The sequence below is a fragment of the Vibrio sp. HM8-C genome, assembly GCF_058630515.1.
In genome coordinates, this window is record NZ_JBMMKS010000002.1 from 70840 (window position 1) to 88341 (window position 17502).

Here is a 17502-nt window from a genome sequence, read left to right on the forward strand (position 1 = left end):
TACCTAAAACACCAGCTTGTTTTTGCCGGTAGTTTTAGCTTCATAAAGTTTCTCATCTGCGATTTTGAATAGCTTATCGAAATCGCAGCCTTCCGCACTTTCAATAATCTCAACACCGCCAGACACTGTGAAGCCTCGCTCCACTACACCAGAAGATTTTTCTGTTATGGCATCTTTAACGCGTAACATGATTTTCTTGAGCACGTCTCGGTCGTCACCCGTTAGATAAATCACAAATTCTTCACCGCCAAATCGTGCAACAGCATCAGTACTGCGGATGCTCTTTTCTATCTGCTCACCCAAATAGCAAATCACGTTATCACCGATATCGTGACCATAGGTGTCGTTGATGGATTTAAAATTATCGATATCAAATACGGCGATAGACAGATAGGTGTTGTGTTCTCTGTCCTTCAAAAATTCTTCCATACCGCGACGATTCAAAACACCAGTCATCGGATCGTGGGATGCTAAGTTCTCGTAATAGTTTTTTTCTACTCTCGTACCAAGATGTAATGCACCTATGACAGTCACTAAATACGCAAGGAATACGACGGTAATCCCCATACTCATTTCACTGACAAATTGGCTTAGCTCATTTTTCCAATCCCAGTGGTAGTAAAGATAGTGATCCATGTTGGTATAACTGACATTCAGTTTATGGGGGAGATAAACCGAGCTATCTAAAGGCAAAGACTCAGAGCGAACAAGCCTTAGTTTGCCAGCTACTGGAGATAAATCTCCGATTAGCTTATCAACACTGACATCCAGAACAACTACACCTTGGAACTCTTTATTCTCAAACACAGGCATTGCGAGTGTCATGTTGTTACGTTGCATCAATACTTCGCTAAATGCACTAGGCCCAATAACAGATATAACATCGGGATTTTGCGCGGCCTCTTGCCAAAACGTCTTTAGGCGAATGGTATTCAACTGCTCTTGAGTGATACCTTGGATTGCTTCCTTCGGAGAAGAAATGATAAATCCATGGTCATCAAGATAGTGAACGCCGATAACATAGTCGTCGAGGTCATGCAGGAATGAAATGATTGGCGCCAGAGTCACTTTTCTTAACGCAAGCTCTGTCACATCACTTTCGACATTACAGTATTTTTCGTCGCCCACCATCATATAACTGATGTTAATTGGCGGGGATGAGTGAGCGAGATTTTGTGTCAACATCAACGATTCTTTCGGAGATAACTGGCACACGCCTTCAACCACTTCGATGTTGAAATCTGCGCTCGCAGTTAGAGAGGTTTCATAGTAACTGGTGAAACCATAGTCAAGTGCCACCAGAATCTTGCCAGCTCTTTGTAGCATGACGTTGACGTTTCGGTACTCGGTTCGAATCTGTTGATTGAGCACCATCAGATAGGAATAAGCCATCACTGCAATAACTGCAATAACCAAAACTAAAGGGACAAAAATGACTGTTTTTTTATAGTTTTTTTTGGGTTTCATATACTTTTCTTCGTCTTAAAACAAAGTAAGGAAATTCGTTTAAGCAATAGATTAGTACACTTCACACCATTTATATATGCATATTGTATCGTTATCAAAACTCACTGTGACTGTTTGATATTTATCTCAATAATACAACATACAAAAACTAGTCATTCTCTCATCAGACGCTGAAATTTCTTAAATGTCATCCAAAGATAACAATGCAAATAATTGATAATTTTTACTTTTCATTTCTAGCTCCAGCATTCCGTCGACAACATCAAATTCATCGGTTGACGTAACACTTTGTGCTTTGACGCTCTCCAAACCTAGCTTCCAAACAGGTATTGATACGCGAATAGAAGTGTTCGCCGCATTCACTACAACTACGAACACGTCATCACCATAAACACGCGCGTATACAATGCAGCTCGCTTCAACATGCAGAATTTGTAAAGCACCCTGTTGTAATGCCAAATGTTTCCGTCTCAACGCAACCAACTTCTTGAATCGGCCAAGTTGCGCTGAATTTTCAATTTCTTGCCATGGGAAGCAACGACGGTTGTCGGGGTCTAATCCACCTTGCAACCCAACCTCAGTCCCATAGTAAACACAAGGTGTGCCAACCATCGTCATCAGAAATACGAGTCCGATATCCATCAGAGCTTCGTTACCATCCACTAAGGTTGCCCAACGCATGGTATCGTGACTGTCTAGTTGGTTCAGTTGAGTCAATTGATTCGACCAAGGCACTTTTGCTTGTGCTTCTAAAATCCACTCAACAAATTCGTTAGCACTTATTGCGATTGGGTCATACGCAATATCTTTTCCGGTTAACCAAGCGCGTACAGGGTGGGCAAACCCATAGTAGTTCATCGCACCATCTTCTTGGTCGCCTTGTAACCATTGCGTCGCTTCAAAGAAGTGTTCACCTAAGACATAGGCTTGTTGATTTTCACTCTTTGCTGCTTGGCGAAATTCTTTCACGTAATAAGCGTTGTTGACGGCCCCAGCACCTTCCCCAAGCATATGAATCACATCGAAACGCCAGCCATCGATTGAATATGGTGGGCGCAACCAATGTTTAATAACAGAGTCGTTCCCCTGATAGATATACTCACGCACTTTTGGGTTGAGAAAATTCAAAACAGGTAAATTCTCTACACCTTTCCAGCAAGCATAGTGATTATTCTGATCAAACAAATAGTAGTCACGATAAGGTGAACTTTCCGAAGAGTACGCACCATTAACATAGTGGTTAAAACGGTCAAACCAAGGATGTTCAGCTGATGTGTGATTAAAAACCGCGTCCAAAACCACCTTCATTCCGCGCCGATGAATCTCTTCACATAGCTGAGCAAACTCTTCGTTGGTTCCAAGATGTGGATCGACATTGAAGTAATCCGTAGTGTCATATTTATGGTTACTTAGTGAGGTAAATATCGGATTAAGGTAGACAGTGGTAATACCTAGCTTCTGTAGATAGTCTAATTTGCTACGAACTCCCGCTAAGTCACCACCATAAAATTCCAACGAACCATGAGAATCGTGTGAGCTAACTGGATCTCCCCACTGTTTGGCTATCACAGTACGTTTGCCACCTCTAACCGGATACTCGTTTGTTTTTACACTAATATCAGGGTTACCGTTGCAGAAGCGGTCAGGAAATATTTGATAAAATATCTGTTCTTTCACCCACTCAGGAGGCTGGTGAAGCGCGTCATATTTGAAATGATATTCACGAGGCGGGATCCTGCTTTGAACCCCTCTCGCATCAAGCCAATGTTGCTTATCCACTTGCAGCATCTTAAACACATAGTGCGTTAGTGATTTATCAGGATTAACAGGGATTGTCGCGATCCACTGAGTTAACCGGCCTTTTTTCGCAAAGGGCTTCATTTCAACTAGAGATTCTTCATTGTCAGGCTCATGGCGAACATAAACCTTATTAAACAAATCAGACTCCGTATTTAAGATGAGAGTAAGTTGGCCATCTCCATAGGTAAGACCATCAGATGTTTGAGAGTGAAAAGCGTAAGGTAAGGACATGATTTTTCCCTGATCTATAAATCTAGTTGTTAGTTAACTTACCTCGTTGTTTAAAAAGAAAAATCCTCCTTACACAAATTGCGATTTACGCATAATGTAAGGAGGATCACGTTTAGTAGGATGAGCTTAGGAATTAGTTCAGTAGCAGGCTATCGTCAGATAATTCTTCACCACGAACTTTTGAGAACATCTCAAGCAAATCTGGAACCTGCATATTGGCACGTTGTTCACCTGAAACATCCAGAACGATTTCACCTTGGTGCAACATCACCGTTCTGTCACCGCACGCTAACGCATCTTTCATTGAGTGCGTCACCATCATTACAGTTAGGTTAAACTCTTTAACGATCTTTTTAGTTAAGTCGATAATGAATGCCGCCATACGTGGGTCGAGTGCTGCCGTGTGTTCATCGAGTAACAATAGTTTACTGTCAGAAAGAGTTGCCATCACAAGGCTTACTGCCTGACGTTGACCACCAGACAACAAACCGATGTTATCACCAAGACGATCTTCCAAACCTAAGCCAAGAATACTGATTCGCTCTTGAAACAGTTTACGGCGATTGGTTGAAAGAGAATGTTTCCAACCACGACGTTTACCACGCATGTAAGCAAGCGCCATGTTTTCTTCAATCGTCAACGCGCCACAAGTACCCGCAAGTGGGTCCTGGAATACACGAGCACATAAACTCGCACGTTGATCGACACTGCGGCGAGTTACGTCAATATCATCAATGTTGACTTTACCGCCAACCATCGGAGTTTCGCCAGTTACAGCACCTAATAGCGTTGATTTACCTGCACCATTTGAGCCGATAACAGTAAGAAACTGGTGTTCTGGCACTTGCAGATTCACGCTTCTTAACGCACGGTTCTCAAGGATAGTGCCAGGATTAAATGTAACTTGAATATCTTCTAAACGGATCATAATACTTCTCCTGACGCCTTTACCTGCTTAGATACAACCGACTTCTCAGCAGGTGCACTACCCTTTTTTGGCTTTCGGTTCCTTTTCATTCTTGGCATGATTAAAGCCAAAGCAACGAGCACTGCTGTAACCAAGTTCAAATCAGATGCTTGTAAACCAAACATTCCAGAACTTAGTGCAAACGCTACTGCTAAACGATAAAGAACAGAACCAACAATAACTGCCGTTACTGCCACCCAAATTTTACGACCAGGAATCAGTGTCTGACCAAGGATTACAGCCGCCAAACCAACGACGATTGTACCCACGCCAGAAGTTACGTCAGCGAAACTGTTTGTTTGTGCAAACAAAGCGCCAGCGAAACCAACAAAACCGTTTGAAAGTGCTAAACAAAAATAAGTGTAAAAGGCAGTGCTTGCACCTTGCGCTGCAACCATGCGAGCGTTAACACCCGTTGCACGAAGACCCAAACCAAAGTCACTGTTCAACAAACGAACAACAAACAACGCCGAAATCAGTACTAATACCGCAACAACCAGAGGACGAATCAACATAGGATCACCCATGGATTCGAATGGTGTCAGGATAGTATCTTCACCTAATAGAGCTAAGTTGGGGCGTCCCATAATGCGGATATTGATTGAGAACGCAGCAATCATGGTCAGAATTGAAGCTAACAGGTGAAGTATTCCACAACGAACCGTTAGGAATGCAGTAACCCAACCTGTTGCCGCACCAGCGATAATCGCTAAGCCGGTTGCAATCCATGGGTCGATGCCAGCAACAATCGCTGTTGCGGCTACAGCAGCGCCCATAGGGAAACTACCGTCAACACTCAGATCTGGGAAATCAAGAACTCGGAAAGTCAGGTAAACACCCAGTGCCACCAGACCGTAGATAAGGCCAACCTCTAAGGCGCCAAAAAAGGCAAAAGCAGACATACAAACTCCCTTCTCTGCTTAATGAAGTTGGCGTATTACTACGCCAACTCTTTTAACAATGGTTCTATTTAACGCTTGTTGCGCGATCCATAACAGATTTAGGAATTTCTAGACCTAGCTTGTCTGCCGCAGTCTTGTTGATAACTAAATCAGAACCTTTAGCAACTTTAACGTCTAGAGAGCCAGGAGCAGCACCTTCCAAGATTGCCGCTACATAATCTGCAGTTTGAACACCAATTTGGTAGTAGTCGAAACCAAGGCTTGCTACCGCACCACGTTCTACATATGAAGTCGCAGCGCCAAACACTGGCGTTTTAGCTTGGTTTGCAGCAACGATCATACCTTCGATTGCACTTGCAACTGTATTGTCGATAAGTGCATAAATAACGTCAGATTTAGCAGAGATAGCTTGTGTTGCTGACTGAACATCAGCACTTTTCAGTGCAGTTGCTTCTACTAGAGTGATGCCATGTTTTTGTGTTGAAGCTTTTAACAGTTCCATCAAACTCACTGCATTTGCTTCACCTGGGTTGTAAACCACACCGATAGATTTCACGTTTGGCATAATTTCTTTAATTAGCTCAACGTGTTGCTCAACTGGAGAAAGATCAGAAAGACCAGTAACGTTCTTTCCTGGTTGTTCCATTGTAGAAACTAGTTTAGCGCCTACTGGATCTGTAACCGCAGTAAATACCACTGGGATAGTTTTAGTTGCCGACACTAGCGCTTGAGCAGTTGGCGTTGCAATACCAACAAGCACATCAGGATTTTCACCAACAAATTGACGAGCAATTTGTACTGCAATAGCAGGGTTACCTTGTGCTGTTTTGAAATCAAATTCTAGGTTTTTGCCCTCTTCATAGCCTTTTGCTTTTAGGCCATCAAGTAGACCTTGACGTGTTGCATCGAGTGCTGGGTGTTCAACGATTTGCGAAACCGCAACTTTAGCGGTTTTAGCCATAATGCTGTGGGAAGAAAGTAATGCAGCTCCGGCTAGAACGGCGGTAGCAATGACCTTGCTTGCTTTCATCTTAACTCCTTGATTTAAAGCATATTGTTATTTGATGTTGTGTGATGTTTTTTTAGTTAGTGTGCAATTAGCATGCACTTACCAACATTATTACCAGTAAGTATGCGTAAAGGGAAGAAACATTTAACAGCGAAATAACAAAAAGAGAGGAAGAAACAGTATCTTGAGTTCACTAGGGAAATGAACATAAACGGTGAGTAATTTTTAGTCATTGTAACGAGAGAAAAACTGCAACGCCTTATCTTTATAAAAGCTAGGCAAACAGAAACGAAAAAGCTCTAGTGCAAAATTATTTAGATTTTGCACTAGAGCTTTTCAACTATTTCTTAATTAGAACCAGCGTTCTAACGCGGTTTTATCAAGCTGACGGAATGCTCTGTTAAGAACCATCGCCAACTCTTTATATCTAGGTTTGGATTTTATCGGTTCTAGAGCCGAACCGGTTTCAATAATCTTTGCATGTATTTCGCGATACCAACCAGCAAGAGCAGGAGGCAACTGGGTATTCGCTCTGTGTCCTAGCCACCACATACCTTGTAAAGGAAGACTGATAGCAAATAAAGCTACAACAACAGCTTGTGGCATAGCTTGAACATTGTGGAAACTCATCTGAGTTAACACGCTAATCGCAGCAACAGCTGGCATCACTTTGATACCAAAGCGCGTGGCTTTAATGATTCGCGCCTCCGGAAATAGGAGGTTTAACTCTTTCCGCATAGGCCAAACTTGCATGTACTTTTGACCATCTTTCAAGCTGTGGATGATACTGACACGATTACTCATACCACTTCCTCACTCTCTTGTTATCGCCTCTTTTGGGCGAATTCGCTAAAAAATAGTTGAATAGTTCAACGAATAACGTAAAAATTTGATAAAAGCTAATATTGTTTCAAATTTTTTTTGTTATATTACCCCATTATCGCTATCCTTTGCGGACTCTCAATCTCATTGTTGCCGTTATTTACAATTTAGGCAACTTTCAGACTAATCTGCAAGGAAAGCAGCAGACGATTTCAATGACGAAGTCTCGTCTCAAGATAGGGAAGTTAAAGCTTTATTGATTAAGATTAGTACCAATTGCTTATGCATCTACTATTCTTGTCATTGATTTTGTCCTAACCGATTATTACAGGTAGTCACTCATGTCTAAGCTAGTTTTAGTTTTAAACTGCGGTAGTTCTTCACTTAAATTCGCTGTTGTCGATGCACAAAACGGCGACGAGCATCTTTCTGGTCTTGCAGAATGTTTACACCTTCCAGAAGCACGTATCAAGTGGAAACTTGATGGTAAGCACGAAGCACAACTAGGTGAAGGCGCAGCACACGATGAAGCTCTATCTTTCATCGTAGAAACTATTCTTGCTTCTAAGCCAGAACTTGCTGCACAACTTAAAGCTATCGGTCACCGTGTTGTACACGGCGGCGAGAAGTTTACTAAATCTGCTCTGATCGACGATGCAGTACTTAAAGGTATCGAAGACTGCTCAACACTAGCACCTCTTCACAACCCAGCACACATCATCGGTATTAAAGCGGCACAGAAAGCGTTCCCAGCACTGAAAAACGTTGCTGTATTTGACACAGCTTTCCACCAAACGATGCCTGAAGAAGCGTTCTTATACGCACTTCCATACAAACTTTACAAAGAGCACGGTGTTCGTCGTTACGGCATGCACGGTACTTCTCACCTATTTATCGCTCGCGAAGCAGCTGAGCGTCTAGGTAAGCCAGCTAACGAACTAAACATCATTAACTGTCACCTAGGTAACGGCGCATCTGTATGTGCAATTAAAAACGGTGAATCAGTAGACACTTCAATGGGTATGACTCCTCTTGAAGGTCTTGTGATGGGTACTCGTTGTGGTGACATCGATCCTGCAATCATTTTCCACCTACACGACGCTCTAGGTTACTCAGTTGAGCAAATCAACAACATGCTAACTAAAGAGTCTGGTCTTCTAGGTCTAACTGAAGTGACTTCTGACTGTCGTTTCGTTGAAGACAACTACGGTACTAAAGAAGAAGCAACGCGTGCGATGGATGTATTCTGCCACCGTCTAGCTAAATACGTAGCTGGTTACACTGCAAGCCTAGACGGTCGTCTAGACGCTATCGTGTTCACTGGTGGTATCGGTGAAAACTCTGCACCAATCCGTGAAATGGTTCTTAACCGTCTAGCTATCTTTGGTATCAAAGTAGACAGCGAAGGTAACCTAAAAGCTCGCTTCGGTGGTGAAGGTGTTATCACTACAGCTGACAGCCGCATCCCAGCGATGGTTATTTCTACTAACGAAGAGTTAGTAATTGCTGAAGATACCGCAGCTCTAGCAGGTCTTTAAGTTTCAAACTGGCTAACCAAACGGTTAGCCAGATTTCTATAGGGGCCTAGCTTTTATTCTCGCTTGAATCATTAACTAGGCTTTATATCAATCCAATCTATATCTTAGATTGCATCCAATAGTTTGAGGTACCTTACAGATGTCCCGTACTATTATGCTTATCCCAATCAGTGCTGGTGTGGGTTTAACCAGTGTGAGCATGGGTATTTTACGCGCTATGGAGCGTAAAGGCGTAAACGTTTCTTTCTACAAGCCTATTGCCCAACCACGCAGTGGTGAAGATCAACCAGATCTAACTTCTACTATCATCGGTCGTAACAGCGATCTCAAAATTGCTGAACCTCTAGCAATGTCTACAGCTGAGACTCTAATCGGCTCTGAGAAAATGGACGAGCTACTTGAGACTATCGTTGAGCGTTACAACCAAATCAACAGCGATTCAGAAGTTACTCTAATTGAAGGTCTAGTACCTACTCGTAAGCACCCATTCGCTAACCAAGTGAACGCTGAGATTGCGGCTACACTTGGCGCTGAAATCGTGTTCGTTGCGACTCCTGGTACAAATAACCCAACACAGTTGAAAGAGCGTATTGAAATCGCTTGTTCAAACTTTGGCGGTACTAAGAACAAGAACATTAAAGGTGTAATCATCAACAAGCTTAACGCTCCTGTTGATGAAGCTGGCCGTACTCGTCCAGATCTATCAGAAATGTTCGATGATGCAGATAGTGCGATTCAAACTAATCTTGAAGTGATGCAGATCTTCAATACTAGCCCTATCCGTGTTCTAGGCTGTGTGCCATGGAACATCGAATTGATCGCGACACGCGCAATCGATATGGCTAAGCACCTAAATGCTGAAGTCATTAACGCAGGTGAAATCAAAACTCGCCGTATCAAGAGCATCACTTTCTGTGCGCGTTCAATTCCTCACATGATTGAACACTTCAAACCTGGTTCTCTATTAGTAACTTCAGCAGACCGTCCTGACGTAATCGTTGCAGCATCTCTAGCAGCAATGAACGGTGTTGAAATCGGTGCGGTACTTCTTACTGGCGGTTACGATATCCCTTCAGAAATCGTTGACCTATGTAAACCTGCCTTTGATTCTGGTCTACCAATTTTCAAAGCACAGGGTAACACTTGGCAGACTTCTCTGAACCTACAAAGCTTCAGCCTAGAAGTACCTGCTGACGATAAAGAGCGTATCGAGTTCATCAGTGAACACGTAGCAAGCCACATTGATGGCCCTTGGATCGACTCTCTATCTGAAGGCACTCAAGGTATCCGTCGTCTAAGCCCACCAGCATTCCGTTACCAGTTAACAGAATTTGCTCGTCGTGCAGGTAAGCGTATCGTTCTTCCTGAAGGTGATGAGCCACGTACAGTAAAAGCTGCGGCTATCTGTGCTGAGCGCGGTATCGCAACGTGTGTACTATTAGGTAACCCTGACGAAATCCGTCGCGTTGCAGCGCAACAAGGCGTTGAGCTAGGTGCTGGCGTTGAAATCATTGACGCAGATTCAGTTCGTGAAAACTACGTTGCTCGTCTTGTAGAGCTGCGTGGCTCGAAAGGTATGACAGAAGTTGTTGCTCGTGAAAAACTGGAAGATTCAGTTTTCCTAGGCACAATGATGCTTGAAGCTAACGAAGTTGACGGTCTAGTGTCTGGTGCTGTGCACACAACAGCGAACACTATCGTTCCTCCGTTCCAAATCATCAAGACTGCACCAAATGCGTCTATCGTATCTTCAATCTTCTTCATGCTATTGCCTGATCAAGTATTGGTATACGGTGACTGTGCAATCAACCCAGATCCAACAGCTGAACAACTTGCTGAAATCGCTATCCAATCTGCTGACTCTGCAGCAGCATTTGGTATCGACCCACGTGTTGCAATGATTTCATACTCTACTGGTGAATCTGGTAAGGGTGCTGACGTTGATAAAGTACGTGAAGCAACTCGTATTGCTCAAGAGAAACGCCCTGATCTAATGATCGATGGTCCTCTACAGTACGACGCAGCAATCATGGAAAACGTAGCAGCTTCTAAAGCTCCTAACTCTCCAGTTGCAGGTAAAGCTACTGTATTCGTATTCCCAGACCTAAACACGGGTAACACGACTTATAAAGCGGTACAACGTTCTGCGGATCTAGTCTCTATCGGTCCAATGCTACAAGGTATGCGTAAGCCTGTTAACGACCTATCTCGTGGTGCGCTAGTGGACGACATCGTGTACACAATCGCTCTTACAGCTATCCAAGCAGACCAAGAAGCAAAATAGTCTTCACTGTCTGATAGTTAAGCCGCGACATATGTCGCGGCTTTTTTATATCTGGTTTCGACCATGAGGTGACTCCAAATCCAAATCAGGGCCTACTGGCACGACTTGTGTAGGATTAATACTGGTATGGCTAAAATAGTAGTGGCGCTTAATATGATAGAAATCGGTAGTTCCTTTTACACCTGGAACTTGGTATAGCTCTTTCAGATAACCATTCAAATTCGGATAGTCTGAGATTCTTTTCTTGTTACACTTGAAGTGACCAACATATACCGCATCAAATCGGACAAGTGTGGTAAACAGACGCCAGTCCGCTTCTGTAATACTCGTGCCAGCAAGATATCTATTACGCGATAAATGTTCATCTACCTTATCTAAAGCTTCAAACAATGACTCGTAAGCCTCTTCATATGCTTCCTGAGTAGTAGCAAAGCCACATCGATAAACACCATTATTGATATTCGGGTAAATATAGTCATTCCACTCATCGATAACACTACGTAACGAATCGGGATAATAGTCTTCTTGGTTACCGGTTAGTTCGTTAAATGAGCGGTTAAACATACGAATAATTTCAGACGATTCATTGCTGACAATAGTTTGATACTTTTTGTCCCACAATACAGGTACTGTCACGCGTCCTGTATAATCAGGCTTAGCTTGTGTATAGATTTGGTGAAGTTTGGTATGCCCGAAAAGAGGTTCAGGAATGCCGAACTTCCAGCCTTCATGGAGCATATCAGGGCAAACAATCGTCACGTCGATAATATCTTGCAGCTGCTTCAGCTCTCTGAATATCAGCGTACGGTGTGCCCAAGGACAAGCAAGAGAGACATATAAGTGATAACGACCAGCTTCAGGTTGAAACTGAGAGTTGGGTCTGCTGTCTATCCAATCTCGAAATCCTGCGTCTTCTCGAATGAATTTTCCGCCATTACTTTTGGTGTCATACCACACATCTTGCCAGACACCTTCAACCAATCTACCCATCACTCACCCCATCTCTATTTTTAACTTCTGGGTCATTATAGTTGATAGGGTACAACACTCACCCGAAGGGTTTTGGCTTAGTCATTCGAATTTTTTGAAGGTTTATTGGGCTTTCTGATTATCTTAAACAACTGTACCCAATCCAATTTTCAACCGTTAATCTCTCAGTTTTGAAAAGCTCATAAATGTCTTCATTTTGGTAAAAAACGATTCGTTCATACGAAATATAAATTGTCGATGCAAGTACCCCACTTGCCATTACAATAAGCAAAATTTTTTGCCATATTGGCACATCAGCACATGCTTTTGATTGTGATTTGTAAGACGCCCAATAAACCCCAAAGGACATGACAGCCATAAGTTGGCTCAACGGCATGACAAAAACTCCGGAAAGCAAACTATATAGAAGGCCAGTTAATAGACTCACACCTAAAATGCGATTCAATCGAAATTGGCTTTTACACACCTTGTAAAGCAGCATTAAAGATAAGCTAATGTAAATAATCGTCGGAAGCACACCCCAGTGATATAACACAGTAAGTATTGAATTGTGTGGATGCCCAAAAGCAAATCCATCACAAACGAAGCTGCCTCCACCATTACCCCAAAAATTACTGCCGAATAAAGCACTCTCCCATAGCTCCAATCGATCTGATGTCGATGTTCTTATTTCAGGAAGACCTAGTTGTTGCCCTAAAACATAAATTGGCAAAAATTTAAAGAATACGAGCGATATCGATGCACCACTCGTAATAGATACGATAAATAGTCTTAACCAAACTAATCGATTCTTTTTTTCAAGTAGTAATATTAATAGAAACCCGCTAAGAATTGATAATAATAATCCTCTAGCATCAAGTGTGAATGCAATAGAGATATTCAGGACTAACAATATTGTATAGAAACGGCTACTTTTCTGTCTTAGTTGTTTTATCACGGACACATAAGCTAATGGGATAATCAACCAAACTTGAACTTGGTTAATAAACCTTGGATTCACGAAGCTCAGTATTGTGTGATAATTAACCTCCAAATCCAGCTTTACACGATAGTAGAATGCAACCGACACACTCAAAAACAATCCAATCGTTATGATTTGCCCGATAAAGAAATAACCACTTTTGTCTTTGCGATAACAACGCAAAAAGAAAAACATTAGGAAAATCATTCCAAAAAAATAAAAGTCGTATACGAATGAACTTCCCCATGAACCCGAGTTAAATGCATCCGATAACAAAACTAGTATTAAGAATAGAATAATCATCCACTTTGTATTTCCACTTAAAAGGGAAAAACTGCTTGATATGGATTGTCGAAGACTAGGCAGAAGAAGTATTAACAGTGAGAAAATTGCGACAGCAGATAAGTTAAAAAAACGCTTAGCATCATATAACATTACTGCGTTATCTATCGGCATTACAATATTGAAACACAATATGCCGAAACCAATATAGATAGTAGATAGCAGTATTTTTTCGATAACAGTTGGTGCAAACGTATTATTCATCAAACGACACAATCCTTATGTAGTTTCAATGAATTAAAGTATTGCTCACTTATTCACTATTAGCGATGTTTGCTATTTAAATCAGTTAAATAGAGCACAAAAAAAGCGCGACTCAAAAAGAAGCCGCGCTTATGCCCGTCACAGGCTGAATTTACATCTCAACGTGTAGACACGAAACTGCATGGGTATCACTACCCTGAATTTGTGGCTTCGTTTGAGCACAGATCTCTGTTGCCTGTGGGCAACGAGTTCTGAAAACACACCCTGATGGTGGGTTGATTGGTGAAGGCAGATCCCCTTCAAGCATTTGAATAGTCTTAGAACGTTCCAGCTTTGGATCTGGAATAGGAACCGCAGACATCAATGCTTTGGTGTACGGATGTTTAGGGTTTGCAAATAGTGCTTCAGATTCGCCTAGCTCTACTGCATTACCTAAATACATTACCAATACACGATCAGAAATATGTTTCACTACAGACAAGTCATGCGCGATAAATACCAGGCTTAAACCTAGTTCACGTTGTAGTTCCTGTAGAAGGTTCACAACTTGAGCCTGAATTGACACATCAAGCGCCGACACAGGTTCATCACAGATGATCATCTTAGGCTTAAGAATCAACGCACGTGCGATACCAATACGCTGACATTGACCACCAGAGAACTCGTGTGGATAACGGTTGATCACGTTAGGTAACAAGCCCACTTTTGCCATCATCTCTTTTACACGATCTTTTACTTCCTGCTTGGAAAGCTGCGGATAGAAAGTCTGTAAAGGCTCAGCAATAATGTCGCCAACTGTCATACGTGGGTTCAATGATGCTAGAGGGTCTTGGAAGATCATCTGAATCTCTTTACGAGTTTCACGACGCTTCACTTCCTGCATACGAGTTAAATCTTGACCAAGCCAAACGACTTCGCCTTCAGTCGCTTGCACTAAACCAATAATGGCACGTGCAAATGTCGACTTACCACAACCAGATTCACCCACAACACCTAGCGTTTCACCTTCATAAAGGCGAACGTTAACACCATCAACCGCTTTCAGTTTTAGAGGCTTAGCCCAAGGCCATGCTGATTTTGTTGCTATGTCAAAGTGTACTTTGAGCTCTTTAACATCTAACAGTAATTTTTTATCTACACTCATTTCGTCCAAGTCTCCCAGTCAGAAAAACATGCGCGTTGACGACCATTTCCAAATGGAGTCAGGATCGGCGCTTCACGTTTACAGCGATCCATCACGCGATGACAACGCTCTTGATATGGACAGCCTGTTGGTAGACGAAGCAAGTTTGGCGGGTTTCCAGGAATCGTTGGTAACACATCACCTTCTGTATCCAAACGAGGAATCGCTTTTAGCAGACCTTCCGCGTAAGGATGGCTTGGTTGATAGAAAATTTCATCAACCGTGCCATATTCCATAGTACGACCTGCGTACATCACTAGCACTTTGTCACAAGAACCAGCGACAACACCTAAGTCGTGAGTAATCATGATAATCGCTGTGTTGAACTCAGTTTTCAGTTCATTCAGCAGTTCCATAATTTGTGCCTGTACTGTTACATCTAGCGCTGTAGTCGGTTCGTCTGCGATCAGCAGTTTAGGACGACATAACAGAGCCATAGCAATCATTACACGCTGGCGCATACCACCTGAGAACTCGTGTGGGTACATAGTGATACGCTTACGAGCTTCTGGTATTTTAACCGCTTCAAGCATGCGCACAGACTCTTCGAACGCCTGAGCTTTGCTCATGCCTTTGTGCAGCATCAACACTTCCATTAACTGATCGCTAACTTTCATGTATGGGTTAAGCGACGTCATTGGATCTTGGAAAATCATCGCAATTTGTTCTGCGCGAACTTTGTTCAGTTCTTTCTCTGGCAAGTTCAAAATCTCCTTGCCTTCGAATTTTGCGCTTCCTGAAATGATACCGTTCTTAGCCAAAAGGCCCATGATAGCGAATACAGTCTGAGATTTGCCCGAGCCTGATTCACCAACGATACCTAATGTCTCACCTTGTTTTAGTGAGAAGTTCAAATCGTTAACTGCGGTAACAATACCATCTTGGGTAGTAAACTCTACACGCAGGTCTTTGACATCTAATAAAGCCATTAGTACTTCCTCAATTCTTATCTGTCTTTTGGATCCAGCGCGTCACGTAGACCGTCACCCACATAGTTAAAGCAGAACAGTGTTACCACCATGAATGCCGCAGGGAAGCCAAGCTGCCAAATAGCGATTTCCATTGTGTTTGCACCTTCTTGCAACAGTGCTCCCCAGCTTGTCATAGGCTCTTGAACACCTAAACCAAGGAAAGATAAGAACGATTCAGTCAGAATCATGCTTGGAATCAATAGCGTAGAGTATACAGCTACGATACCTAGTACGTTTGGTACGATATGACGAGTAATGATTTTCCAGTTACTGACACCACATACGTGCGCAGCTTCAATAAACTCTTTACTACGTAGGCTTAATGTTTGACCACGTACGATACGTGCCATATCAAGCCACGCAATAGCACCAATAGCGACGAAGATCAGAACGATATTACGCCCAAAGAAGGTTACCAATACGATAACCAAGAACATGAATGGTACTGCGTATAGGATTTCAAGAATACGCATCATGATACGGTCAACACGACCACCGATGAAACCAGACGCCGCGCCGTAAAGCGTACCGATCAACACTGCAACCAGTGCGCCCATGACACCAACCATCAGCGAGATTCGGCCACCGATCAAAGTACGAACGTAGATATCACGACCTAGACTGTCAGTACCAAACCAATGCTCTGCATTTGGTGCAACGTGCATTGCATACCAGTCAGTATCGTCATAAGTAAAAGGAGCAATCATTGGCAAGAAAATAACCGCCAACGTCATCAGCATGAGAATAAATAAACTCACCATCGCTGCTTTATTTCGCATAAAGCGGATACGAGCGTCCTGCCACAGGCTGCGACCCTCGATTTCAAGATTTTCGGAAAACTTTTCAATCGCTTCCAGATTTTCTTTTTTCGTCAACATAGTAATACTTCCTTAGTAACGAATTTTCGGGTCAATCGCTGCCAACAAGATATCTACAATTGCGTTGAACAGGATAAATAAGAAACCAATAAGAATGGTTACACCCATTACCAGAGAGTAGTCACGGTTAAATGCCGCGTTTACGAACAACTTACCAATACCCGGAAGACCAAAGATGGTTTCAATAACAACCGAACCAGTAATGATACCTACGAACGCAGGTCCCATATAAGAAACAACAGGCAACATAGCAGGTTTCAGTGCGTGCTTAACAACGATGTATGGATAGCTCAACCCTTTTGCTCGCGCAGTTCGAATGAAGTTACTGTTTAGAGTTTCAATCATCGAACCACGTGTAATACGTGCAAACGTTGCTACGTATAGCAGAGACATACCAAGAACTGGCAGAGCCATATACTTGAAGGACCCGTCTAACCAGCCCCCAGCAGGGAACCAACCTAAATTAATAGAGAAAATGTAAATTAACACTGGTGCGAGAACGAATGAAGGCATTACGACACCAATCATAGCCGTGGCCATAATTGAGTAGTCTAGCCAAGTGTTTTGCCTTAATGCGGCAAGTGTCCCGACCGTTACACCCATAATTACTGTGAAGATGAAAGCGGCAAAACCCACTTTCGCTGACACAGGAAGGGCTGCAAAAATCAGCTCGTTTACCGAGTAATCAAGGTACTTAAATGAAGGACCGAAATCGCCTTGTAAAACGTTGGTCAGATAAGTGGTGTACTGCTCTAATACAGGCTTATCAAGTCCATATTTCGCTTCGATGTTCGCCATTACTTCTGGCGGTAAAGCGCGCTCGCTTGAGAAAGGGTTTCCTGGTGCGAAACGCATGAGAAAAAACGATACTGTAATCAACACCAACATAGTAGGGATTGCTTCCAGAACTCGTCTAATAATGAATTTAAACATAAACTCACTCTTCCAGTCTG

General features: G+C 42.7%; 14 protein-coding genes. 2 read left to right on the forward strand and 12 right to left on the reverse strand.

The genetic code is table 11. The features are described from left to right. Positions 1 to 3: 3 nt before the first annotated feature. The 6 genes from ACOSVQ_RS03320 to yfbV form a co-directional block, all read right to left on the reverse strand. Entirely contained in the window at positions 4 to 1467 is a 1464-nt protein-coding gene (locus ACOSVQ_RS03320) for a sensor domain-containing diguanylate cyclase (RefSeq protein ID WP_491981168.1), read from the reverse strand. 180 nt (positions 1468 to 1647) lie between these two features. Next, positions 1648 to 3498, reverse strand: coding sequence for a maltodextrin glucosidase (gene malZ, locus ACOSVQ_RS03325; RefSeq protein ID WP_491981169.1), 1851 nt, complete (start codon positions 3496 to 3498; stop codon positions 1648 to 1650). Positions 3499 to 3631: 133 nt separating this feature from the next. Then, on the reverse strand, positions 3632 to 4426 hold the full coding sequence (locus ACOSVQ_RS03330; RefSeq protein ID WP_491981170.1) for an ABC transporter ATP-binding protein: 795 nt from the start codon (positions 4424 to 4426) through the stop codon (positions 3632 to 3634). Then, on the reverse strand, positions 4423 to 5367 hold the full coding sequence (locus tag ACOSVQ_RS03335; protein WP_491981171.1) for an ABC transporter permease: 945 nt from the start codon (positions 5365 to 5367) through the stop codon (positions 4423 to 4425). Before ACOSVQ_RS03335 ends, ACOSVQ_RS03330 begins: the two co-directional genes overlap by 4 nt. A 64-nt stretch (positions 5368 to 5431) precedes the next feature. Continuing rightward, a complete protein-coding gene (locus ACOSVQ_RS03340; RefSeq protein WP_491981172.1) occupies positions 5432 to 6397 on the reverse strand; it encodes an ABC transporter substrate-binding protein in 966 nt (321 codons plus the stop codon). 330 nt (positions 6398 to 6727) lie between these two features. Next, the gene (gene yfbV / locus ACOSVQ_RS03345) at positions 6728 to 7180 is read right to left on the reverse strand and encodes a terminus macrodomain insulation protein YfbV (RefSeq protein ID WP_491981173.1); all 453 of its coding nucleotides are present in this window, start codon (positions 7178 to 7180) and stop codon (positions 6728 to 6730) included. A 359-nt stretch (positions 7181 to 7539) separates the two neighbouring features. Here yfbV and ACOSVQ_RS03350 point away from each other — a divergent pair, with 359 nt between their 5' ends. Next, positions 7540 to 8736 (forward strand): acetate kinase, encoded by a 1197-nt coding sequence (locus ACOSVQ_RS03350; protein WP_491981174.1) that lies wholly within the window; start codon positions 7540 to 7542, stop codon positions 8734 to 8736. Positions 8737 to 8875: 139 nt separating this feature from the next. Next, positions 8876 to 11020: a phosphate acetyltransferase gene (gene pta / locus ACOSVQ_RS03355; RefSeq protein ID WP_491981175.1), complete on the forward strand. Its 2145-nt coding sequence runs from the start codon at positions 8876 to 8878 to the stop codon at positions 11018 to 11020. Positions 11021 to 11065: 45 nt separating this feature from the next. On the opposite strand, the gene ACOSVQ_RS03360 is transcribed toward pta, so the two are convergent. From ACOSVQ_RS03360 to oppB, 6 genes are all read right to left on the reverse strand, one after another. Continuing rightward, positions 11066 to 12010 (reverse strand): glutathione S-transferase family protein, encoded by a 945-nt coding sequence (locus ACOSVQ_RS03360; RefSeq protein WP_491981176.1) that lies wholly within the window; start codon positions 12008 to 12010, stop codon positions 11066 to 11068. Between the two features lie 118 nt (positions 12011 to 12128). Next, entirely contained in the window at positions 12129 to 13517 is a 1389-nt protein-coding gene (locus tag ACOSVQ_RS03365; protein ID WP_491981177.1) for a hypothetical protein, read from the reverse strand. A 151-nt stretch (positions 13518 to 13668) separates the two neighbouring features. After that, the gene (oppF, locus tag ACOSVQ_RS03370) at positions 13669 to 14661 is read right to left on the reverse strand and encodes a murein tripeptide/oligopeptide ABC transporter ATP binding protein OppF (protein ID WP_491981178.1); all 993 of its coding nucleotides are present in this window, start codon (positions 14659 to 14661) and stop codon (positions 13669 to 13671) included. Beyond that, complete coding sequence (locus tag ACOSVQ_RS03375; protein WP_491981179.1) at positions 14658 to 15629, reverse strand: ABC transporter ATP-binding protein; 972 nt, start codon at positions 15627 to 15629, stop codon at positions 14658 to 14660. The genes oppF and ACOSVQ_RS03375 overlap by 4 nt, the downstream gene beginning before the upstream one ends. Before the next feature lie 17 nt (positions 15630 to 15646). Further along, a complete protein-coding gene (gene oppC, locus ACOSVQ_RS03380; protein ID WP_491981180.1) occupies positions 15647 to 16549 on the reverse strand; it encodes an oligopeptide ABC transporter permease OppC in 903 nt (300 codons plus the stop codon). Positions 16550 to 16561: 12 nt separating this feature from the next. Next, positions 16562 to 17482, reverse strand: a complete 921-nt coding sequence (gene oppB, locus ACOSVQ_RS03385; RefSeq protein ID WP_102942686.1) for an oligopeptide ABC transporter permease OppB — start codon at positions 17480 to 17482, stop codon at positions 16562 to 16564. Between the last annotated feature and the right edge of the window lie 20 nt (positions 17483 to 17502).

Excerpts from the sequence above, each read along its gene's own strand:
- ACOSVQ_RS03365 (WP_491981177.1), bottom strand. The coding sequence starts at position 13,517 with ATGAATAATACGTTTGCACCAACTGTTATCGAAAAAATACTGCTATCT.
- yfbV (WP_491981173.1), bottom strand. The coding sequence starts at position 7,180 with ATGAGTAATCGTGTCAGTATCATCCACAGCTTGAAAGATGGTCAAAAG.
- ACOSVQ_RS03320 (WP_491981168.1), bottom strand. The coding sequence starts at position 1,467 with ATGAAACCCAAAAAAAACTATAAAAAAACAGTCATTTTTGTCCCTTTA.
- oppF (WP_491981178.1), bottom strand. The coding sequence starts at position 14,661 with ATGAGTGTAGATAAAAAATTACTGTTAGATGTTAAAGAGCTCAAAGTA.
- ACOSVQ_RS03360 (WP_491981176.1), bottom strand. The coding sequence starts at position 12,010 with ATGGGTAGATTGGTTGAAGGTGTCTGGCAAGATGTGTGGTATGACACC.
- ACOSVQ_RS03350 (WP_491981174.1), top strand. The coding sequence starts at position 7,540 with ATGTCTAAGCTAGTTTTAGTTTTAAACTGCGGTAGTTCTTCACTTAAA.
- ACOSVQ_RS03375 (WP_491981179.1), bottom strand. The coding sequence starts at position 15,629 with ATGGCTTTATTAGATGTCAAAGACCTGCGTGTAGAGTTTACTACCCAA.
- malZ (WP_491981169.1), bottom strand. The coding sequence starts at position 3,498 with ATGTCCTTACCTTACGCTTTTCACTCTCAAACATCTGATGGTCTTACC.
- ACOSVQ_RS03340 (WP_491981172.1), bottom strand. The coding sequence starts at position 6,397 with ATGAAAGCAAGCAAGGTCATTGCTACCGCCGTTCTAGCCGGAGCTGCA.
- pta (WP_491981175.1), top strand. The coding sequence starts at position 8,876 with ATGTCCCGTACTATTATGCTTATCCCAATCAGTGCTGGTGTGGGTTTA.
- ACOSVQ_RS03330 (WP_491981170.1), bottom strand. The coding sequence starts at position 4,426 with ATGATCCGTTTAGAAGATATTCAAGTTACATTTAATCCTGGCACTATC.
- oppC (WP_491981180.1), bottom strand. The coding sequence starts at position 16,549 with ATGTTGACGAAAAAAGAAAATCTGGAAGCGATTGAAAAGTTTTCCGAA.
- ACOSVQ_RS03335 (WP_491981171.1), bottom strand. The coding sequence starts at position 5,367 with ATGTCTGCTTTTGCCTTTTTTGGCGCCTTAGAGGTTGGCCTTATCTAC.
- oppB (WP_102942686.1), bottom strand. The coding sequence starts at position 17,482 with ATGTTTAAATTCATTATTAGACGAGTTCTGGAAGCAATCCCTACTATG.